This window comes from Sphingomonas sp. T1 (genome assembly GCF_902506585.1).
GTDB lineage: Bacteria > Pseudomonadota > Alphaproteobacteria > Sphingomonadales > Sphingomonadaceae > Sphingomonas > Sphingomonas aerolata.
Window position 1 is genome coordinate 1 of record NZ_LR733888.1, and the last position, 21,161, is coordinate 21,161.

At 63.2% G+C, this 21,161-nt stretch carries 19 protein-coding genes and 2 pseudogenes; 16 read left to right on the forward strand and 5 right to left on the reverse strand.

The genetic code is table 11. The annotated features are described in order from the left end of the window. Positions 1 to 326 precede the first annotated feature (326 nt). From GV027_RS18915 to GV027_RS18930, 4 genes and pseudogenes are all read right to left on the reverse strand, one after another. Positions 327 to 1,091, reverse strand: coding sequence for an EF-hand domain-containing protein (locus tag GV027_RS18915; RefSeq protein ID WP_159513198.1), 765 nt, complete (start codon positions 1,089 to 1,091; stop codon positions 327 to 329). A gap of 6 nt (positions 1,092 to 1,097) precedes the next feature. Continuing rightward, positions 1,098 to 1,647 (reverse strand): annotated as a pseudogene (locus tag GV027_RS18920) (recombinase family protein). Positions 1,648 to 1,778: 131 nt separating this feature from the next. Then, positions 1,779 to 2,285: a hypothetical protein gene (locus tag GV027_RS18925; RefSeq protein ID WP_159513199.1), complete on the reverse strand. Its 507-nt coding sequence runs from the start codon at positions 2,283 to 2,285 to the stop codon at positions 1,779 to 1,781. Further along, positions 2,282 to 2,533, reverse strand: a complete 252-nt coding sequence (locus tag GV027_RS18930; protein ID WP_236559388.1) for a helix-turn-helix transcriptional regulator — start codon at positions 2,531 to 2,533, stop codon at positions 2,282 to 2,284. The genes GV027_RS18925 and GV027_RS18930 overlap by 4 nt, the downstream gene beginning before the upstream one ends. Positions 2,534 to 2,660: 127 nt before the next feature. On the opposite strand from GV027_RS18930, the gene GV027_RS18935 reads away from it, so the two are divergent. Continuing rightward, positions 2,661 to 3,173: a hypothetical protein gene (locus tag GV027_RS18935; protein WP_236559389.1), complete on the forward strand. Its 513-nt coding sequence runs from the start codon at positions 2,661 to 2,663 to the stop codon at positions 3,171 to 3,173. Continuing rightward, entirely contained in the window at positions 3,170 to 3,358 is a 189-nt protein-coding gene (locus GV027_RS18940) for a helix-turn-helix transcriptional regulator (protein WP_159513200.1), read from the forward strand. Before GV027_RS18935 ends, GV027_RS18940 begins: the two co-directional genes overlap by 4 nt. A gap of 220 nt (positions 3,359 to 3,578) precedes the next feature. Here GV027_RS18940 and GV027_RS18945 read toward each other — a convergent pair. Next, a pseudogene (locus tag GV027_RS18945) lies at positions 3,579 to 4,922 on the reverse strand (IS1182 family transposase). 758 nt (positions 4,923 to 5,680) lie between these two features. Here GV027_RS18945 and GV027_RS18950 point away from each other — a divergent pair. The 14 genes from GV027_RS18950 to GV027_RS19015 all read left to right on the forward strand — a co-directional run bounded on the left by GV027_RS18950 (position 5,681) and on the right by GV027_RS19015 (position 21,062). Further along, positions 5,681 to 5,992 (forward strand): hypothetical protein, encoded by a 312-nt coding sequence (locus GV027_RS18950; RefSeq protein ID WP_236559390.1) that lies wholly within the window; start codon positions 5,681 to 5,683, stop codon positions 5,990 to 5,992. A 234-nt stretch (positions 5,993 to 6,226) separates the two neighbouring features. Beyond that, positions 6,227 to 6,718, forward strand: a complete 492-nt coding sequence (locus GV027_RS18955) for an RNA polymerase subunit sigma-70 (protein WP_159513201.1) — start codon at positions 6,227 to 6,229, stop codon at positions 6,716 to 6,718. A 123-nt stretch (positions 6,719 to 6,841) separates the two neighbouring features. Continuing rightward, the gene (locus GV027_RS18960) at positions 6,842 to 7,099 is read left to right on the forward strand and encodes a hypothetical protein (RefSeq protein ID WP_236559391.1); all 258 of its coding nucleotides are present in this window, start codon (positions 6,842 to 6,844) and stop codon (positions 7,097 to 7,099) included. A gap of 37 nt (positions 7,100 to 7,136) precedes the next feature. Then, the gene (locus GV027_RS18965) at positions 7,137 to 7,619 is read left to right on the forward strand and encodes a hypothetical protein (RefSeq protein ID WP_159513203.1); all 483 of its coding nucleotides are present in this window, start codon (positions 7,137 to 7,139) and stop codon (positions 7,617 to 7,619) included. Next, positions 7,589 to 8,059, forward strand: a complete 471-nt coding sequence (locus tag GV027_RS18970; RefSeq protein ID WP_159513204.1) for a winged helix DNA-binding protein — start codon at positions 7,589 to 7,591, stop codon at positions 8,057 to 8,059. The genes GV027_RS18965 and GV027_RS18970 overlap by 31 nt, the downstream gene beginning before the upstream one ends. A gap of 677 nt (positions 8,060 to 8,736) precedes the next feature. Then, positions 8,737 to 10,071, forward strand: a complete 1,335-nt coding sequence (gene repC / locus GV027_RS18975) for a plasmid replication protein RepC (RefSeq protein WP_159513205.1) — start codon at positions 8,737 to 8,739, stop codon at positions 10,069 to 10,071. A 241-nt stretch (positions 10,072 to 10,312) separates the two neighbouring features. Further along, positions 10,313 to 11,239 (forward strand): replication initiator protein A, encoded by a 927-nt coding sequence (locus GV027_RS18980; protein WP_236559392.1) that lies wholly within the window; start codon positions 10,313 to 10,315, stop codon positions 11,237 to 11,239. Positions 11,240 to 11,416: 177 nt separating this feature from the next. Beyond that, positions 11,417 to 15,637 (forward strand): strawberry notch-like NTP hydrolase domain-containing protein, encoded by a 4,221-nt coding sequence (locus GV027_RS18985; protein WP_159513206.1) that lies wholly within the window; start codon positions 11,417 to 11,419, stop codon positions 15,635 to 15,637. Between the two features lie 125 nt (positions 15,638 to 15,762). Continuing rightward, positions 15,763 to 17,826 (forward strand): ParB/RepB/Spo0J family partition protein, encoded by a 2,064-nt coding sequence (locus GV027_RS18990; RefSeq protein WP_159513207.1) that lies wholly within the window; start codon positions 15,763 to 15,765, stop codon positions 17,824 to 17,826. Between the two features lie 138 nt (positions 17,827 to 17,964). After that, entirely contained in the window at positions 17,965 to 18,888 is a 924-nt protein-coding gene (locus GV027_RS18995; protein ID WP_159513208.1) for an ArdC family protein, read from the forward strand. Further along, a complete protein-coding gene (locus GV027_RS19000; RefSeq protein ID WP_159513209.1) occupies positions 18,885 to 19,856 on the forward strand; it encodes a phosphoadenosine phosphosulfate reductase domain-containing protein in 972 nt (323 codons plus the stop codon). Before GV027_RS18995 ends, GV027_RS19000 begins: the two co-directional genes overlap by 4 nt. Next, the gene (locus GV027_RS19005) at positions 19,853 to 20,062 is read left to right on the forward strand and encodes a hypothetical protein (protein WP_159513210.1); all 210 of its coding nucleotides are present in this window, start codon (positions 19,853 to 19,855) and stop codon (positions 20,060 to 20,062) included. Before GV027_RS19000 ends, GV027_RS19005 begins: the two co-directional genes overlap by 4 nt. Positions 20,063 to 20,135: 73 nt before the next feature. Further along, complete coding sequence (locus GV027_RS19010) at positions 20,136 to 20,771, forward strand: hypothetical protein (RefSeq protein WP_159513211.1); 636 nt, start codon at positions 20,136 to 20,138, stop codon at positions 20,769 to 20,771. 24 nt (positions 20,772 to 20,795) lie between these two features. Then, positions 20,796 to 21,062: a hypothetical protein gene (locus GV027_RS19015; protein WP_159513212.1), complete on the forward strand. Its 267-nt coding sequence runs from the start codon at positions 20,796 to 20,798 to the stop codon at positions 21,060 to 21,062. Positions 21,063 to 21,161: the final 99 nt, after the last annotated feature.

A 21,161-nucleotide genomic window follows, 5' to 3' on the forward strand; every position in this document is an offset into this window, starting at 1 on the left:
CGCCTTCGCCGCAGAACTCGAAAAGCAACGGTCGGGTTTAAACCTGACCGTTGCTTCACCCGCGCTCCTGCGCGACAACAACGGTCGGTCTCTGGTCGCAGCTGGATGAAAGGCGGGGGTCACGTCAATCATCACAGCGGGTCTTCTGCGTGTGAGGCTCGGACGCACAGTTCGTTAACGACCCTTCCGCTCACAAACAATTTCGCCGTTCGTGATACGAAACTCACAAGTTGTGCATCAGAGGATAAAGCCCGAAACTGCGACCTTCCCCTGATGCATAGATCCGACGCACGACCCGCGTGAGCGTGGATGGCACCACGAGCCTCTCAGGGAGTAGGCATCCAATTGGCCGGTACACCCTGCCAGAGAATCCACGGCATCATGTAGGCGACATATTCTTCCTCGCTGACACGGCCATCACGGTTGGTATCCAGTTTTGCCATCCACTTGCGTTCGGCAGCAGGGTCCGGTGCGCTGGCAGGAGGTGCTGGGGACAAGCTGTTGTCGCGGTCTGCGTTGCGCGGCTCCATTGACGACGTCTCGCGTGGATCGAGATAGCCTGAACCATCTATGTCCTTGCTGCGAAATCCTCCGCGAATGAAGTTTGCAGCTTCGTCCATTCCGACCTTACGCGTTGGGATATTTTGCAAATTCTCATTGGTAGCGCTGGATGATGTAGGTGCCGGTGGTGCTGGCAGCGGCGGGGCGTCTTGGCCAATTAGGGCGAGCAGACAGATGACAGCGATCATGGTCAATCCTCTTGGAAGAGAGCGTCGCGCTTTCACCGATGCAAAAGATACCGCGACGTCGCTGCTTTGAGATTGGGTGGCATCGGCTGGAAGGTCCGGAATATGGGGTACCAGCGATTGGCCCTGTTCGGCTCCAGCTAAAAGTCGTGCTGCGGCCAGTGAGGAAGAGACGCCTAGCTTCGCGCGGGCCATTTTCAGCCGCTTCTCTACGGCATGTGGCGATATACCAAGATCGGTTGCCATTTCCTTGGCCGTTTGAGGAAGCAAACGACGACGCAGACACTCCTTTTCGTTTGCCGTTAATCTCGCGAGAGCAGCCCCGCCTTGCTCACCGGTTCGCATGTGGCGTCACTTCCTCGAAAGCCGAGATATCGTGGCCTGATTGACCCCAAGAAAGGGCAGCGACGGTGCGTTGGGTATCTCCCGCCGCAAGGCGTTGTAGCGCTTCGGCCTGCTGGTGAGGGGTAAGGGCGGCGCGTCGGCCGAACTTGACGCCACGGGCCTTGGCTTGGACCCTGCCGGCAGCGGTGCGTTCGGTGATACGATGGCGCTCGTAGCTCGCCGCCACACCCAACACGGCAATGATGACCTCAACGAACTGGGAGGTGGTGTCCACCATCGGCTCTGCGATCGAGCGAAAGCCGGCACCGGCTTCCTTTACCGCATGCAGAATATTCAACAGATCACGAGTGTTGCGGGCGAGGCGATCGGTGGACGTCACCATCAGCACGTCGCCGGCATCGAGCGCGCCGATCGCGCGCTTGAGTTGCGGACGCTCGGCCGTCCCGCCGCTGACCTTCTCCTGATAGATCTTCGTGCAGCCAGCTGCGCCTAGTTGAGCGAGCTGCTGCGCCAGGTCCTGGCCGGTGGATGAGACGCGTGCGTAGCCGTAAATCATGCGCTGGTTGTGCAATGGATTTATGCATCACGGAAGTGCCTGCTTTGACGCCGTTTTATTCATGCTGCAAAACTTGTGATTTTTGCATCAGCGACACGAAATGTTGTCGGACTAGCAATCCTTTCGGAACGCTAGTCCTCGTCGTTAAGCGGCCGTGTGTGCCAGCTCGCGTGAAGCGTTGGCACGGCACTGAACAGCGCCATCATGTAAAAGGCGAGCGCGGTAAGTTCCTGTTGAGCGACAAGGGCTGACCACACTTGCATCGCGAGGAGGCCCACGGTGAGCCATATGCCGGCGAACCCTGCCACTGCCACCGTCGCCAGTCCGACTAGGAAAGAGTCGCGCCGTTGCTGCCGTTCGAATTCGTCCGCGCGCTCGCTGAAGCGGCGCAGCGGACCCCAGATTGGCATGAGGTTGGCGATGAAGAAGCCCACCATGATCAGCGCATAGCCAATCCAGTAGCTGCGGTCCGGGTTCAAAACGCACCAGAACAGTCCTGCACTCGCCACGACCAGCGCCACCACTGGCAGCCAGCGCAGGTGCCGCTTGCGCTGCGTCCCCGCGGCCATGGCAGGCACACCTGTCCACATCAACGACTGATCTAGCCAAGCTAGAAAACGGTGCTGTCGGTTGCTCATTGTTCCACTCCAATTCGCCGCAGGCTGGCGCCTATTGCTTCGAACGGGGTCAGCGAAAAGAGCAGCTCCACCGGTACGCAGAACACCGCAGCGACCTTGAGCGCCAACTCGAGGCTTGGCTTGTAGTCGCCGCGCTCAAGATAGCCGATCGTCTGCGGATTGACGTCCACTGCTTCTGCAAGCTGCCGGCGGGACAACCCATGCTCGGCGCGAAAGACGGCAATCCTGTTGTGCATAATCTCGTTCAAACCCCGAACCACCACGATTCGTTGTCTTTACACAACAAAACGTGGATATAGTCAATATTCTTGTGGCTGGGGTGTCGGTAAAGCGCCTCACTGCTGCTGCGATGCAAAGCTTATGAGTTTTTGCATCGTGAGCGATGGAATCGTGGATATACGCTACCGGATTGGGCCATTTGCAGGCGAGCAAACGCCGCTTTTATGGAAAGGGTGTTTGACAGGACGCTGCCAAACTGTAAAAGACGTTTTACAGGAGGCATTCCCCATGTTTCGATCAAAACAGTACATTCTTGAACTCGGCGGAGCACTCGTTCTGTACGCCGTCCTTTTGATTGGGGCTAATGCGTTGGAGCGCGCGGTACAGCCCGTCGGCAGCCTGAAACTGGCTATCAACCTCGTCCCAATGATAGGCATGGTCGCCGCGGCGTGGGCCATCTTACGCGGGCTGTGGCGGATGGATGAAATGCAGCGCCGCATCCAGTTCGACGCCATCGCAATTTCGTTCCTCGGCACCGCTCTTATCACGTTCGGGTGGGGTTTTGCGGAGGGAGGTGGATTGCCGCATTTACGGGCATTCGCTGTGTGGCCGATCATGGGAACGCTGTGGGGGCTGGGCATGGTCTTCGCCCAGCGCCGCTACCGGTGAACAACCGGATCAAGGAGCTCCGTCTCGGCCGCCAGTGGAGCCAAGGCAATCTTGCGGAGGCGCTTTCGGTCTCGCGACAGACGGTGAATGCGATCGAGAACGGCCGGTACGATCCCAGCCTGCCGCTCGCCTTTACCATCGCGGGTGTGTTCGGCCTCAAGATCGAAGACGTCTTTCAACCGTAACCGACTGACCGCTTGCCTGCGGCATTGATGCAAAACTTTTGATTTTCGCATTACATCGTGCCGGCTCTGCCGATCAGGATCGGGACACCGGAAGGTGCTGACGTTTGACGCAACCTCTGACTTCGCCGGTGCACAACCGACCGAGACTGTTGAATAAAGCCTGCGGAATAACAGCGCAGCGAATGGCTGGCGGCGCCGGGCGCCGCAAGATGCGCTCGTATCAGGCCGGCGCCGCCTGCCGGGCGAGCAGCTGGAGGTTATAGGCCGCAGCCGCCATGGTGAACTCCTCGGTAGCTCCCGACAGGCCACGCAACTTGAGTGTTCGTAGCCCCAGATTGCGTTTCAGGTGACCAAACACGCGCTCGATCCGCTGTCTTCGACGCCGCGCGTGCACGTAGGCGTCGGTGCCGGCAAGGGCGCGCACGGTGTCGCGGGCATCCTCGCTGACGAGGCGACTGATGCTGCGTTTCCGGCCGATGGTGCATTGGGATTTCAGTTCGCAACCAGCACAATCGGCGACATGGCTTCGATAGACGCGGACCTGACTGGCGCGCCTGGTGCCGCAGTAGCTGAGCTGCTTGCCCGCCGGGCAGCGATAGGCGTCGGTTTCGCGATCGTAGTAGAAGGAATCGCGGGTTAAAAAGGCGTCGCGCTGGCGGCTGCGGTCGATAACCGGAATGTACGGCGTAATATTCCGCTTGAGCAGCCAGCCGAGCAGTGGGCCACTGCCATACGCCTTGTCGGCCGCGAGGCTTTCGGGCGCGATGCCCAGCCTGGTGCCAGCACGTGAAACCAGCGTTCGGGTCGCCGCAACCTCTGACGAGAAGCGCGCCGGCGTTGCCTCCACATCAAGGATGCAGTCGGTCTCTAGGTCTAGCAGCGGGTTGATGGCGTATGCGTAGCGCGCTGGCCCATGCTTGCAGGTAAGTGCCGCCTGCGGGTCGGTCGGCGAGATGCTCGCAGGATCGACAGGCGCCGGTTCATCGGGATCTGGCGGCAACGCGGTATCGAGCGCTGCCAGATACTCGGCGACGGGCCGTGATGCGCTTCCCTTGGCTCGAAGCTCGTCCGCAGCATCTGCCCCCTTTAGCTTCTTCTTGCGGCTGGCGTCGGCCATGATCGTGCTGCCGTCGATCGCCACGTCCCGCCCAGCTACCAGCCCGGCCGCGGCGCACTTTGCGACTACCTGCTCGAACAACAGGCGATGCAGGTCGCAGGCGCGGAAGCGGCCGTGCCGGTTCTTGTAGAAGGTGGAATGGTCGGGCACCCGGTCGGCCAGATCGAGCCGGCAGAACCAACGATAGGCGAGGTTGAGATGCACCTCCTCGCACAGGCGGCGTTCCGAGCGGATGCCGAACAGGTAGCCGATCAGCAGCATCCTGAGCATCAGCTCTGGATCAATCGAGGGCCGTCCGCTCGTGCTGTAGCTCGCCGCCAGCGCCTCGCGCACGAAGCCGAAGTCGAGCAGCCCGTCGATGCGTCAAAGTAGGTGATCGGCAGGCACATGCTCGTCAAGCCGGAAGCCGTAGAACAGTGCGCCTTGCGCCACTTGCCGACCCATCATGTTCGTGATCCTCCGACGACTGCTAGGAGTGAATCACGCCTTCAGCCCCTTCGCAAGCAGCCCTTTTTCAACAGTCTCAGGTGATTCCGGACACCCTCGGAGGACTAACGCGCTTAGTCTAGCGTATCAGAGCCCGTTTTACGGTCCGACCCCGGCTTGGTGCGTGCCGTCCCGACGAGATGACGCACCGCCGGAAGGCCGGCTGCCACTCGATGCAGGACAACCTATGACCCCATCGCCACCCCACACTATCGCTGCACCGACTTCGGCGGCGGTGGTTGCAACAGACGGCGAAAACCGCCCCTCTGGCTCCGTAACCCTCAGGCGGCGCAAAGATCCTTGCACGTGGAGGCGTTAGCGTGAGCGATCTATCCTTGACGCCGTCCTGCCGAACTTGGGTCACCGCCGTCGCGGTCGACCCGCGTCGTCCTGTCAGCGACGTTTGGCGTCAGTTCGCGCGCCGCAACGTCGTCCCGCTCCCGGTGCGTGATGTAAGCCGGCGCTTGTCTTACCCGCTGGCAATCACAGGGTGTTTTCGCGCCTATCTTGTGCCATGGTACCGGCGCCGAGGCTTGGCTTGAACACCATCCTTGGCCCGCATGTGCGGTCGAATGCTGGGTCCCCGATTTCCGTCGGGCGGCCCGCGAAATACAAGACCTTGCTACCGCTTGTCGGTGCGGGGAATACGTGGGGCGTGGTTACCAGTGTTCCCGCGTGTTCAACCGTCCCGGCTACGGGCGGTTGATGGAACGTGCGCCATGTCCTTGATCAAAAGTTTGCTCACGATGCTCCGCCGGCGCCCAAGCCCTTCACAGCGTTTCTCCGACAGCGGTTCGGCAATGCTTCAGATTGAAGCGCTGGTGCAGGCACATGGCGACTGGCTGGCACTTCTGGCCACGATACTGGAACGCGAACACGTGATTTCAGGCGTCGAACTCGCCCGCACCCTGTCCGAATTTGCCGCGCATACAGCCGAAGATCGTCCTGCCGAGGGACAGATCCTTTCCTTTTGGGCCTCACGCTTGAACGACACAGCCGCAACTCTCGACAAATTTCCTTCCGTTCACTAGGGCTGACACTCATGCTGAGTGGCGGCCGCTGCTGATCGCCGACGTGCGCATCGGTTCGGCCTGCTTCGAAATTGAGAACTCGGCGAGGCGTCGTGGGCGTTCGAACGTGACCTGTTCACCGCGTTCGCGCGCGGACTGAACTCATTCGCGATGTCGCTTTGATCGACGGGGCCGGTCAGGAGTTATCACTGATCTGGAGCCGAATCATTCCGCGTTGCGAGTATTTTCGAGAGCATGCTGACCAACGAACCGGGCAGAAGTCCTGCCGACCAGTCGCCCCCCACCCCGACGCCGGATGCAATCGCATCAGATCGCATTGCCCGCCTGACCGATCGGCAACGGTCTTATCTCCGTCTTGTGCTTCAGAACCGCAATTCGAAGGAGATCGCGGCGGCGACGGGTAGCAGCCACCGGGCGGTCGATAAGCAGCTGTTAAAGGCTAATAATATCCTCGGCGTGCCGACCCGTTTTGATGCCGCGCGGCTCCTGGCGGAGTACGACGGAGGGGTAGAGCCTTTACCCCCTGCAAACGACCTACCTTCCGCGCCACCAACTTTCCCGCTTCCCCTCCCGTTGCCGACCGCTGGGGCGGCAGCGAATATGCTCACCTGGAAGCAGGTTGCCTTCTGGACCGCGATCATTTCGATCGTGACCCCCTTGGGCCTAACTGCGGCCGGCATGGCGATTGTAACGCTGCTCCTCCTGCTCGGCCTGAAACCACTATGATGGGCGCGCGGTGCCCAAGGAGGCCTTATGCAATCCCTTTTGAACACAAGCCGGATCGTCGCGGACGAGCTGCGCAGAGCGGAGCGATCGATCAATCTAGCCACACGCGATACGGCGCAATTTTTGCTGACCACGCTCGAGGCGACGGAGGCGCACAGCCTATCCGTCGCGATGACGCAGCGCACGGTGAAGGCGACGGTCGCGGCGCTGTCGGCCCTCGTCGATGGTCAGGATCAGATGGCAATGCGCGCGCATCTGTTTGTCGAGAAGGTTGGTCGCCAGCTGGGTCTGACGGAGACGAGTTGGGGCGAGAATTTGCCGAAGCCTTCATCCGCTTCGCTCGAGGAGATCGATCTTCCGCCGATTGCCGAGGTTACGTAACCGCAGGGGTAACGGCCGGCGGGCCGGGAGAAATCCTATGAGCGCCCAGATAATCCTCGCGGTCATCTTCAACGTCGTCATGGTCGGCGTGCTGCTCTTCGCAGCACTCCGAGGGGGCAGGCCCGAGCGATTGGGCGCGCTCATCAACATGGCGGGGTTCGCCACGACTACGGCTATTCGGTTGATGGTGGCGAGAGAAGGCTGGGCTCCAGGTGAGGTATCGATCCTGGTGATTGATGCGGGCGTCGCAGCCGGATTCTACTGGCTGGGCGTGACGACGACCCGCTTCTGGCCGATCTGGGCTGCAGGTTTTGCGGTAGCCGACCTCTTCATGAGCATTTTTGGCGCTCTGCTGCCTCGCGTGCCGCTCTTTGCCTACCACACCGGGCTTGGGATTTACGCCTACCTCGCGCTCGGCTCTCTTGCGCTCGGCACGTTCCGCTTGCCGGCGAACGCTGAGCCTTACATCCGAAACGGATCAAGACGATTATGGGTGCAGCATCTGAAGGAGACGACCTGATCGATGTCGTCGTGCGGCTCCCGCGCAAGGCGATCGAGGACACTTTGCTGTCTATGCCGCCAGACGCGAGAGACCTGTCCGAGCGCAGGCTCGCCGAGGCGAGGGCGGTGTTGGTCGGCCGGCGTCGGCGGGCGACCCACTTCAATGGGGTCCGCTTCTATGATCCGAGCTGGGACATGATCCTGGAGCTTTACGTGGCCACGTGCGAGCGGCGCCGCATCGCTGTGTCCCAGCTTTGTAAGCTGAGCGGAGGCTCGACGACCACCGCTCTGCGCCACATCGAGCATCTCGAGGCGCTTGGATACATAGTCAGACAAACAGATCCCGATGACGGACGCCGCCTGATCGTAGGCACGCTCACTCCCCTTCTTGCTGCTTCGGAGCACTGGCTCGATCTTCAGATCGCCGAGGCCCGAATACAGGATCGGAGATCGGGCTGACGATTCTACAGGTCACCCAAGACTCCGTTCTTTCGGTCACCAGTGACATATAGAACGACCGAAAAGTCTCACTCGATCTACCGCTTGTACAGACGGCGTCAGCCAATTTCGAGCCTGAACTTGCAATCCCTCGCTGACTTAACTGCCATTTCCCCGCCACACCTACCCGGCGCGGCGCTGAGGAGGACGCTCTCCTTCTGCGCTACATGTTACGTGAGGCTGCCGAATCGCCCGATTCTCACGCCGTTACCGAAAGCACGAGCGAGAGCGCGACGGCGTTACCGATAGCACGTGTCTCGGAGGCACGGCGTTATCGATAGCACGAGCGAAGATCGACGCTTCGTTACCGATAGCACGTGATTATTGCCCGTTCCGTTACCGATAGCACGATTCATCGCGCACGACCGACCCGCCAGTGATGCTTAACAATCGATGCTGTGGATCGGCTCAACGCTGACCGCCGCCGTCCACCCGGGCGCGCGTCACAACGATCAAGGGGGACGCTGTGCGGACATGAAAAACCCGGCACGAGGCCGGGCTTTTCGGGACGCCTGCTAGGGCGGATGTGAGAACTCTCACTTAGCTGGCTCCCTTCCAAATTGCTACCCCAAAGCGCCGATCGTGGCGCCACGGTGTCGCTTTGTCTGCACGGGCTCCCCTTATAGGGAGAACGAACGATGGCTGCTGTCCAAAGCCCCGGCCGGGGACTTCGCCGGTTTGACGAGCATGCCGCCAAGGCGACGAAGCTCGTCGAGGAATTTTGCGGTCTCGAGACCGGAATGGCACCTTCCAACGCCCTTGCTGCGCTCAAACGTGCCGCTCCGTATATGGGCGTCCCCCTGCGCGTGGTCTCCGTGGTCGATCTCCTTTTTGCCTGGACGAAGCCGCAGGATTGGCAGGGTGGACAAATCCCCGTCGTATGGCCGTCGAACGATTTGCTCGCACAAAAGCTGGGCGTAACCGTACGTCAGGTCCAAAAGCTCCTGAACCAGGCACAGGCCCTCGGTCTGATCAGCTTTCGGGATAGTCCGAACGGGCATCGTGGTGGACGTCGCGGGATCGACGGCTTCATCACGTGGGGCTACGGCATCGTCCTCGCTCCGATCGGCACCAGGCTTCAAGAATTTACTGCCCGCGCGGCCAAGGGAGCCGCAGAGGACGCGGCACTGACAGTGCTCCGCAAGCGCCTTGCGGCTGCCCGCAGGAATATCAGGGCTCTGGCCCAAACGGCATTCGACGCCGATCTTCACGATTTGAAGGCGGGTGACGATCTCGCGTTGGCGTTGATGGCCACCGACCAGATGCGTTGCGTCCGCGATGCCGGCCTTCTGACGGCCTGTGTGGAGCAGATCGAAGAGCGTGCGCGTCGTCTTGCCGGGGCTGTTTCGGCCAAGATTGCCGTCCCCAATACGGGCAGGGATCAGGATGAAAGTTCATGCTGGGATGGGCCTGAAGACATCCACTCTACAACTACGACACAACTCCAATCTGCTAAAGCAGATCCCCGTAGTGGCTTGGCGGAAGAGAGTAGTGGGAATGGAGCCGGCCTCCCCTCTCAAACTCAAACTGCCGTCGACGACGATCTGGAGAAGCACGGTGTCGATCCGGAATTCATGATGTCGATCGCGCCGGAGCTCTGTTCCGGTCTGCTCTACCGCGATGGATCGTGGGGCGAGTTGGTCGCCACCGCGGAGCGGCTCGCGGGGCAGTCGGGGATCAGCAATCACGCGTTCAAGGAAGCCTGTCGCATCATGGGCCAGCGAGGTGCTGCTGCCTCCGTCATCGCCACCATCCAGAAATACCGGCGCGGCGAGGTTCAGCGACCCGGCGCGTATCTTCGCGGAATGAGCAGCAAAGCTGACAAGGGCGAATTGAACCTTGGGCGGACGCTCCACGGCCTAAAGGACACGAGCCGAGCGGTCGCCATGCGGGGGATGTCCGATGGGACCGACGCGACGCCGATCGGGAGCCTGATGTCGCGGCTGGTTCAGCGGGGAGCCGGACTACGATGACGGGATCTCGTCATCTTTTCAAAGGCCTGGAGCTCGTACTGCACACCTGGTCTTTGAACGGCTTTCACGGCGTTACCGATAGCACGAGTCCCGACCGAGTTTGCGGTGGCCCGCACCTACCGAAATGTGAAACACACCCCGATTTACCGGCTAAATCGCTCCAAATCCTCGTGCTATCGATAACGCGGTCGCTTATCCGACTGCAGGTTTGCGGCCGATCCGCTATAAGCGGCTTTGCTAAGTGAAGCTGGTGGGAGCCCCGACGATGGATTCGCGAGAAGTCGCTCTCACCCAGGGCAAGCTGTTCGACTATCTCGACAGCCCGCTGCACGGCAAAGTCCGTGGCGAGCAGAGTATCATGGACTTTCCACTGTTCTCGTTAGCGAAGCGGCCTCAGATGGAGGCCATGACCTACGAGATGGACGGCGTCAAAATCGAGATCAAGCCCAGTTCGAGCGGTATCGCGACGATGTGGGATAAAGAGGTCCTGATCTACGTCTTGTCGTTGATGGTGCAGCATATTGGTCGGACCGGCGGTGAAGTACAGAACGTCTTCACCTTCAATGCACACGACTTCTTCCGGGCGACCGGCGTCGGACGCCCATCGAAGCGTGATTACGATCGCTTCATCGAAGCGCTCGGTCGTTTGCAGGGCACGCAGATCCGGACGAACATCAAAACTGGCACCGTGGGGACGAAGGGCTTCTTCTCATGGTTCGCGGAAGCACAGGCGACCACTCGCGAAACGGCGAGCGGCGTCGATCAACTCATGCCGGTCCGCGTCCAGCTCTGTGACTGGCTCGTCCGCGCGGTCTCGCGTGACAGCCGTATCTATGACTACCACAACGACTATTTCCGTCTCGGCTCGATTGAACGACGCCTTTATGAATTGGCGCACTGCTACTGTCGTGATGAAGAATATGAAATGCCTCTGGAAATGCTGGGTGCGAAGATCGGCTCAACGTCGCCGCTTCGCACGTTGAAAAGTCAGCTGAAGAAGATCGCAGCCGAGAATAAAATGCCGAGCTACTCAATCGAAGTGCGGGAAGTTGTTCCGGAAGTCCCTGCGCGGGATAAACTAGGCCGACGGGTCCGGAAGCCCGAGACGGTCGTCGTGATGAAGCCCAAGGATCGTTTGACAGGAAGTCGAGCCGCGTTGGCCGCCTGATATCGATCCATATGGCTGACATCCTGCGCAACTAGCTGCGGCCGACGCGTCCCGACCGGCTTTGGAAGATGGCTTCGCTGTAGCGATGCTTCGTCGGGCACAAGGCGTTCAGAGGAGAGGGCGCCTTCGGCTTGTTGATCCGGTGATGAGCACCGGGCGACAAGAAGGAAGCCCTCGATGCGCACCTCAGCCGCAGCTCTCGAACTCGATTTCACCGAACCGTCAATCACCGCCGCTAAGGCGGTCGCCGACACGATCGCCAGGAACGGATCGGTCCAACGCGACACGCTGCTGTGGGTCATGGAGCAAGCCTATGGCGCTTCGTCTGCAGATGGTCGCTGGTCGCTCCGCGACGCCTACGACATGCTCGAACTCGCCGAGGTCATGTACCTCGCAAAAGCAGACCTTCCCGCCGATCCCGGCGCTTGTGTCTCGGCGCTTACCGAACTGGTCGCCAATCTGCCGGCCCACACTGTTCGCAGCGAAGAGCAGATCGAGCTCCAGCAATTCTCGACCCCTGCCCCGATCGCCTACCTCGCTGCGCTAGCTGGCAGGATCGCCGCCACGGATCTGGTCCTCGAACCCTCTGCCGGCACCGGCCTGCTCGCCGCCTTCGCGCACCGCGCCGGCGCCCGCCTGGTCCTCAATGAGATCGATCCGGCCCGCGCCGAGATGCTTGGCTCCGCCTTCCCGGGCGTCGCTGTCACGCGCCACGACGGCGAGCTGATCCACGATCTTCTCGCACCAACAATCCGGCCCACGGCCGTCCTCATCAATCCGCCCTTCTCGCGCAGCATCGGTCGCCACGCCGACCCGCTGGCAGCGTTCCGGCATCTTCGCGCCGCCTTGATGCGTCTCGGCACCGGAGGCCGCTGCGCCGCCATCCTGCCCGACCGCGTCGACACGTCGAGCCGCGCCTGGGCGAAAGCGACCGGGGGCTGCACGCTGACGCTGCACCTCGAATTGCCGGCGAATGCCTATGCGAAGCATGGCACCAGCCAACCTGTGAAGATCATGGTGCTGGAAAAGGCGACCGGCACCCCTGCCGAGCTGATCCGCTGCGCGACGCTCGCCGATGCGCTCGCGGCGATCCAAGCCGAGACCGCTCCGCCTGTGTCCGCGCCTGTCCCGCGCACGGCGTCGCTGCTCACCCGCCCCACCGGGCACAGCTCGCTTCTTGGCGGCTTGGCGAGCAAACCGCGCCTGAGCGCACCACCCGCAAAAGCCGCGAGGTCGCAGACCGCGACTCCGATCGATTATACCGTTTTTGCCGAGCCACTTCCGACCGGCGAGTCTGTCGGTGTGTACCTGCCCTATCGGCCCAGCCGTATCGCGATCGGTTGCGCATCGGCGCATCCAACCGCGCTGGTGGAATCGATCGCCATGGGCTCGATCACAGCGCCACGGCCGACCTACGTTCCCACGCTCCCGCACGCTGTCGTCGACGCGAAGACACTCTCCGATGCCCAGCTCGAGACGCTGATCTATGCCGGCGACGCGTTTGAACGTGACCTACCCGGCCTGTTCAAACCCGTCGAGGAAGGTCTCTCGATTGCACCATCCGAGGATGGCCGTCCGTACCGGACCGGCTTCTTCCTCGGTGACGGCACCGGCGCCGGCAGGGGCCGCCAGGTCGCCGCGATCATCCTCGACCAGTGGCTGCGCGGACGCCGCAAGCACATCTGGGTCTCCAAGACCGAGACGCTGCTCGAAGATGCGCGTCGCGACTGGACCGCTGTCGGCGGTCTCGCGCTCGACATCCAGCATCTCAACCAGTGGAAGCTGGGGACGCCGATCGCCGCTACTGAAGGTGTGCTGTTCCTCACCTATGCGACGCTGCGCTCCAATCGCGGTGACAAGGGCACGCGGCTCCAGCAGGTCCTCGAATGGGTCGGCGACGACTATGACGGCATGATCGTATTCGACGAGGCGCACGAGATGGCCGGTGTCGCAGGCGGCGAAGGCCGCTTCGGCACAAAGGACGGCTCCGACCAGGGCATCGCCGGCGTCCGTCTCCAGAACCTCCTGCCGCGCGCCCGCGTCCTCTACGTGTCCGCGACCGGCGCATCCGACGTCAACAATCTGGCCTATGCCACGCGGCTTGGTCTGTGGGGTCCGGGCACGGCGTTCGCCGATCGCCGGACGTTCGTCGACTCCCTGCGCCGTGGCGGGATCGCAGCGCTGGAGCTGATCGCGCGCGACCTGAAAATGCAGGGGCTCTACGTCTCGCGCGCGCTGAGCTTCGCCGGTGTCGAATACGACATCCTCCAGCACAACCTCACACCAGACCAGATCGAGGTCTATGACGCCTATGCCGATGCGTGGGCGATCATCCACAGCAACCTGCGCGCGGCGCTGGACGCGACCCGCGTGACGGACAGCTTCTCGAACGACACCTATAACAGCGGCGCCAAGGCGGCCGCGCTGTCGATCTTCGAGTCCACCAAGCAGCGTTTCTTCTGCCAACTCCTGATCGGCATGAAGCTGCCCTCACTCGTTCCCGCGATCCGCGCCGATCTCGCGCACGGCGAGAGCGTGGTGATCCAGCTCGTCTCGACGTCCGAGGCCATGCTCAACCGGGCACTTGCCGCGCTGACCGTCGAAGAACGCGCCAATCTCGACATCGAGCTTTCCCCCCGCGAGTTCCTCATGTCGTACCTCACGGCCGCCTTCCCGGTGCGGCAGATGAAGACCTTCGTCGACGAGACCGGCAAAACCCGTTCCGAACCGATGTCGGACGAAGACGGCCGCCCCGTCTTCAGCCAGGAGGCGCTCGAGATGCGCGACAACCTCCTCGAGCAGCTCTGCGCACTGCCCATCGTCGGGTCCGCGCTCGATCATATCATCGGGCACTTCGGCACCGATGCGGTTGCCGAGGTCACGGGGCGTAGCCGTCGCGTCATCATGGACGCCCACGGTCGCCAGCGCGTCGAAAGCCGCTCGCCCCGCACCAACCTTGCCGAGACCGACGCCTTCATGCGCGGTGCCAAGAAAATCCTGATCTTCTCCGATGCTGGCGGCACCGGCCGCAGCTATCATGCGAGCCTGACGTGCGAAAACCAGTCGCGCCGCAATCATTACCTCCTCGAGCCGGGCTGGCGTGCTGACGCCGCCATCCAGGGGCTCGGCCGTACGCACCGCACCCACCAGGCGGTAGCACCGCTGTTCAGGCCGGTGTCGACCGACTGCCGCGGCGAACGTCGCTTCATCTCGACGATCGCACGCCGGCTCGACAGCCTGGGCGCGCTCACCCGCGGCCAGCGCCAGACCGGAGGTCAGGGACTGTTCGACCCCCGCGACAATCTCGAAAGCGACTATGCCAAGGAGTCGCTCGAGCAGTGGTTTCGCCTGCTCGCCAATGGCAAGCTGCGCTCGACCACGCTGGACGAGTTCCAGAAACTCACTGGCCTCGAGCTGGAGGGCGAAGGTGGCGGCCTCAAGGAGGAGATGCCCCCGATCCAGCGCTGGCTCAATCGCATCCTCGCGTTGCGCATCGCCATGCAGAACGCGATCTTCGACGAGTATCTCGGGTTGATCGAGGCGCGGATCGAGGCGGCGAAGGAAGCCGGTACGCTCGATCTTGGCGTTGAGAGCATCAACGCCGAGCGCATCACGATCCTCGACCGCACCGTCATTCGGCGCGACCAGACCAGCGGCGCCGAGACCGAGATCCTCCGGTTGGAAACCGAGGAACGCTACAAGCCCCTCGCGCTTGATCGCGCTTTGCGGATCCTCGGCGACGACGCCCGTCCGATCGTCAACCGTAAGTCGGGCAAGGCCGCGATCCGGTGTAGCACCTACTCGCTGACCGATGACGATGGCGAGATCGTGCGTCGCTACGAGCTGGTACGCCCCACGCGTACCGAGCGGATGCGGCAGGATCTTCTCCTCGAGACGATGTGGGAGGATGCGAGCGAAGCCGAGTTCTCGACGCTCTGGCAGGCCGAGGTCGAGGAGATGTCGGGCAAGACCCGCACCAACACGCTCTACCTCGTCACCGGCTTGCTTCTCCCGGTCTGGGACTGCCTGCCTGACGATCACGTCCAGGTCTGGCGACTGAACACCGATGACGGCCAGTCCTTCCTTGGCCGCATCGTCCCCGCCCCGCTCGTCACCAAGCTCGCGGACGCCTTCGGCATCGCCGCCACCATCACGGTGTCGGGTGCCGAAACCGCCAAGCACGTCATGGGTAGCGGCGAGATCACCGCGCTCGGTGCGTACAGGCTGAAGCGCAGCCTGGTCGCAGGCCAGCAGCGCCTCGAATTGCTCGACTGGCCGCACACACGGTTGGCCGAGCTGAAGGCAGCCGGATGCTTCACCGAGATCATCCAGCACAAGACGCGGATGTTCATTCCCGTCGCGACGGCCGCGATCGTGATCGACCGCATCACCGCCTGACGCGACACGAGGCTCTCTTCCCGATCAGTAAAGGGAGGGGAGGGAGCCTTCGGCTTTTTGAGCTTGGAGGACCAGGCTCGCGTGACCGCGGGACGCGGCGCGCCATTTCCAAACGGAGACGACCGATGATCCAGTCCGTGAAGGTCAAGAACCTGTCGCTGTCGAAGGACAATGTCCGCAAATCCAACCGTGATGCAGGGATCGACACCCTCGCCGCGAATATCGCAGCCCAGGGGCTGTTGCAGAACCTGATCGTCACCCCGCTCAAGAAGGCGGGTACGTTCACCGTGAAGGCGGGCGGTCGGCGCTTGCGCGCGCTCCAGCTTCTGATCCACCAGGGCACCCTCCCCGCTGACCACACCGTCCCGGTCCTCGTGCTGAGCGACGACGACAACGCGATCGAGGCGAGCCTCGCCGAGAACTTCCAGCGCGTGCCGATGAATCCGGCCGACGAATGCACCGCGTTCAACTTCCTGATCCAGAAGGGCATGACCGCGGAGGACGTCGCCAAGCGTCAGGGCGTGACCACCCGCTTCGTCGAGCAGCGCGTACGCCTTGCCGAGCTGGCCCCGCCTGTGTTCGATGCGCTCGCAGCCGGCGAGATCACGCTCGGCGTTGCCCAGGCTTACGCCGTCACCACCGACGTCGATCGCCAGGCGCGCGTCTTCGCCCAGATGAAAACGTCCTACTACGGCGACAACCCCGACAATATCCGCCGCGCCATCCTCAACGGCACGGTAAAGGCGAACGACGCCAAAGCGCGCTTCGTTGGGCGCGAAGCCTATATCGCAGCAGGCGGTCGCATCGAGGGCGACCTGTTCGCCACGGAAGGCGATGAGAACTGGATCGACGTCGACCTGATCGAGACACTCGCCGCCTCGAAGCTCGAAGCCGCAGCGGCCGAACTGGCGCGAGACCAAGGCCTCGCGTTCGTCACGCCGATCGCGGCGACGCATGTCCCGTACGACCTCGAGCGCCAGCTCCACGAGTATCACGCACCCGCCCGCGCCCTCACCGAGGACGAGACCGCGCGTGTCGAGGTTCTGTCGACCGAGAACGACGCGCTGATCGATCAGCTCGAGCAGGAACTGCCCGAGGGCAGCACCGAAGCCGAGGCGGCGAACGCGCGCATCGAGGCGATCGAGCGCGAACTGGAGACGATCGAAGACGCCCGTCACGAGATCGATCCGGCGCTAAAAAGCCAGATCGGGACGTTCGTCTATATCGGTGGTGATGGTGAACCCCGCGTCCACACCCGCCTCTTCAGCGAAAAGCCGGTCGTGGATCCGAACGCCCCGCCCAAGGAGTCGGGCGGCGCAACCGGGGACGGCGATGCCGGCGACGGCGAGCAGGGTCCGAAGCTCAGCGCCACGTTGATCGATGAACTGGCGACGCAGCGCCGCCAGATCCTCGCCGCCCACGTCGCCAGCAACCCGGCGATGGCACTCGACCTCACCATCTTCCTGATGGCGCAGAACGTGGTTTTCGAGCAGGCGCACATCCCCAACCACTCGACCCTGAAGTCGAGCGCCGCGGGCTTCCCGATCTTCGCCTTCCGCGACGAGGGATCGATGGCGTCGCAGACGATCGACGATCAGCGCCAGAAGCTCGACACGAGCTGGGCGGGTCTGCCGACCATGACCGCCCGCTTCGACGCCTTCCGGGCGCTCGACGACGAGGCCCGGGGCGCGTGGGTTGCATACTCGATAGCACGAACTCTCGAACCGACGCTCAACGTCGCCGAGGGCTATCGGAGCAACGGCTTCCACGACCATCTCGGTCGCCTCCTCGACATCCAGGTCGAAAATTGGTGGCGCCCGACGGCCGAGAACTTCTTCGGCCGGGTCAAGAAGACCGTCATGCTCGACGCGCTCGAGGAGATTGGAGGCCCGATCCTCCGCGGCCGCTACAAGGACGCCAAGAAGGGCGACCTTGCCGGCACCTGTGCCTCGCTGTGCAACGGCCAGGGCATCGTCGAAGCCGAGATCCGCGAGAAGGCGACGGCCTGGTTGCCGGAAGCCATGCGCTTCGAGGGGATCGAGAAGGCGGCACGCACGCCGCTGCGCTCGAGCTTCGCCGATGACGAGACCGGCACCGATCCGGATGAGGACGAGGATACCGACTTCGACACCGGTGACGACGCAGTGATCGATCACGATGACGAGGAGGATTTCAGCCAAGCGGCCTGACGCCGGCTTGAACACTTCGAGGCACCTGGGGGCGGCACTCTTCGCGGAGTGTCGCCCCTCTTTTTGTGACCCGGCACCGCCCTTCCAGAGGGGAGGATGCTCACGCGGGTTCGCCTCAACCCAATCAGGAGAACGATCGTGGCACAGACCACCGACAAGCCCTCGCCTTCCGACATCATCACCAACACCATCATCGACAAGCTCGAATCTGGAGTGCGTCCCTGGGTGAAGCCGTGGCGTCTCGGCCTTGGCGGCCGGCCGCTCCGCGCAACCGGCGACCCCTACAAGGGCATCAACTGCTTCTGGCTGTGGTTGTGTGCTGAGGGGGCCGGCTACAACTCGCGCACCTGGATGACGTACAAACAGGCGCAGGCCCTTGGCGGCCAGGTCCGCGAGGGCGAGCGGTCGCAGATCGCGATCTTCTACAAATCCTACAGCAAAACCGTTGAATCCGTCGTCACCGGCGACACGACCGACGAGATGCGGCGCGTGCTGCGCTCCTACGCCGTGTTCAACTGCGACCAGATCGACGGGCTGTCTCCCGACTTCTACCCGAGCCCTGTCAGCATCGTGCCCCCGGCCGACGCACTCCCCGAACGCGCGCAGCGCTTCCTCGATGCGCTGCCAGCAACCGTCCACACACGCGGCGATCGCGCGTTCTACGACCGCACCGCCGACAGCATCACCATGCCGCCCGTCGAGCTATTCTCGACCCGCGCCTACCACGCCGCCACGCTCGCCCATGAGGCCGGCCACTGGACCGGCCATCCCGACCGGCTCGATCGCACGTTCGGCAAGCGTTTCGGCGACGACGCCTATGCGTTCGAGGAGCTTTGCGCCGAGATGACCTCAGCGCTGCTCGGTGCCGATCTTGGTCTGCCGACGTCGCATATAGACGACCACGCCGCCTATATCGGCTCGTGGTTGAAGGTGCTGCGCAAGGACAGCCGCGCGATCATGATCGCCGCGGCGAAGGCAGAAGCGGCAGCCGGCTATCTGCTCCGCGCAACCGGCCTCGACGCCTCGGCCGAACCCGAGGAACAGATCCGTGAAGCAGCATGACCGCTCCGGCCGCCCTCCCCGACCTCGGCGCCTACCGGCGCTTCGTCGTTGCATTCAGTGGCGGCAAGGACAGCCTTGCCGCCCTGCTCCACCTCCTCAGCCTCGGCGTGCCGGCGCACGCGATCGAGCTGCACCATCATGATGTCGATGGCCAAGGCCCGACCTTCATGGATTGGCCGTGCACGCCTGCCTATGTCCGCGCGATCGCCAACCATTTCGGCATCGCGCTCTACGTCTCGTGGCGCGAGGGCGGCTTCGCGCGCGAACTGGCGCGCGACGACGCGCCGACCGCGCCGGTCGCGTTCGAGACGCCGACCGGCATCGGCCGTGCCGGGGGCAACGGCCCAGCCGGCACGCGCGGGATCTTTCCCCAGACGTCTCCCGATCTTCGGGTGCGCTGGTGCAGCCCCGCGCTGAAGATCGACGTCCTCGCGGCCGCGATCCGGAATCAGCCGCGCTTCCTCGACGGCCGCACGCTGGTTATCACCGGCGAGCGCGCCGAGGAAAGTCCCTCGCGTGCGCGCTATGCGACACTCGAGCCGCATCGCACATCGACCCTCGCGCGTGCGGTCGATCATTGGCGCCCGGTCCATGACTGGACCGAGCGCCTGATCTGGGACGCAATCGCGCAAGCGCGGATCCGTCCCCACCCGGCCTACGTCTTGGGTTGGGGCCGCCTGTCCTGCCGAGCCTGCATCTTCGGCTCGCCCGACCAATGGACGACGCTCCGGCTCGTCTTCCGTGCCGCCTTCCAACGGGTCGCGGCTCGCGAAGCCGCGAGCGGCAAGACGATCCATCGCTCGCTCACCGTCACACAGCTCGCTGATCGCGGCACAGCGTTCCCGGCTGCGACGCTCCATCCCGACGAATTGGCGCAAGCCGATGATCCGGTCTGGCGTCTCTCGATCCTGGCGGATCGCTGGACGCTCCCTGCCGGGGCCTTCGGCGACCATGCAGGCCCGCCATGAACGCCGCCACGCGCGTCGATCTCATGGACCTGCTCGCTCCCACGCGGGAAGACCCGCTGTGGGAAGCGGAGAAATCGGGATGGCGCTGCTTCGTCATGGGCAACGACCGTTGCCATTACCGCCGAGGGAGCAAGCTCCGCACGGCTTGGCAGTCCGGCTATGACGCGGCCTCACGATCGGCCGATCCTGTTGGCGGGATGCTGTGACCAAGGCCCCGTCCACGGAGGAGAGGGAGCCTTCGGCCTTTTGAGCGCGCGTGTGCGCTCAGGAGGTTCGGCAATGCTCTACGACACCCACTACCGCCACAACGAGGCGCTATCCCCTGACGCGCTGGGCACCCTGCCCGCTGCGCTCCATGCCCTGAACGCGGGCGTTGACGACTGCCGGCGTGCCGGCAAGCCGATCGACCGCGATGCGTCGATCCTGCTCCTGATCCGCAACCTGGCGTCCGTCGCCGAACGTGGTGCGCCCAGCACAAACGAACTGCGCCTGCGCTGTGCGGAAGATCGCAACAGCGTCATCGCCGGATCCGCGCTGCTCGCCATCGCCGGCAACACCGTCGTCGGCGATGGCGCGGCGAAACGGACCTTCCATCGACAGGCACGCCTCGCGCTCGCTTCGCTTGCCGAGGCGATCGGCCTCGAAGCGGATGACGTCCGCATCGACACGGACATCGGCGGGATCGCGGACGATGGCACGACCGAGCTGCGCCACGCCGACCTGTCGATCCGCGTGCGTCCGCACAGCTTCCTCCCCGACAGCGAGATCACCTTCAACCGCTGCCGGGGCGGCGAACACGCCGGCCCCGTTCAGCGCGCGCCAATCGCCGAGTTGCTGGACGCGAAGGCGTTCCAGCGCCGGCTCACCGCGACGGTTGGCGACGTTGGCGCTCCGCGCCTCGCCGCTGCCGCCTGATCCTCACGTCATCGGAGACTTATCATGGGTTGGCTCTTCATGCGCGATATGGGGGGCTACGCTACCCCGCGCTCGTATCTCGATAACCAGTTCACTTACCAGCGCGACACGCATTGCCTGACCGTGCTGGCGTCCGCCATGGTCGGATCGACCTATTACGCCGCTTGCGAGCGCCTCGCGGACGACGCCGAACGGATCGTGTTCGGCATCGTCTGCCTCACCAAGACCAGCACCGGCGCGCGCGACGGCTGCACGTTCGGGTACAAGGATAGTGCGCCGTTGTGGCGCTGAAAGGAGTATCAGTAATGATGAGGTAAGTTGAGGAAACCTCTGCCCGCCAAGCTAACCTTGGGTTCGAAAGACCTGAAATCCGGAAACGGACAGGGGACA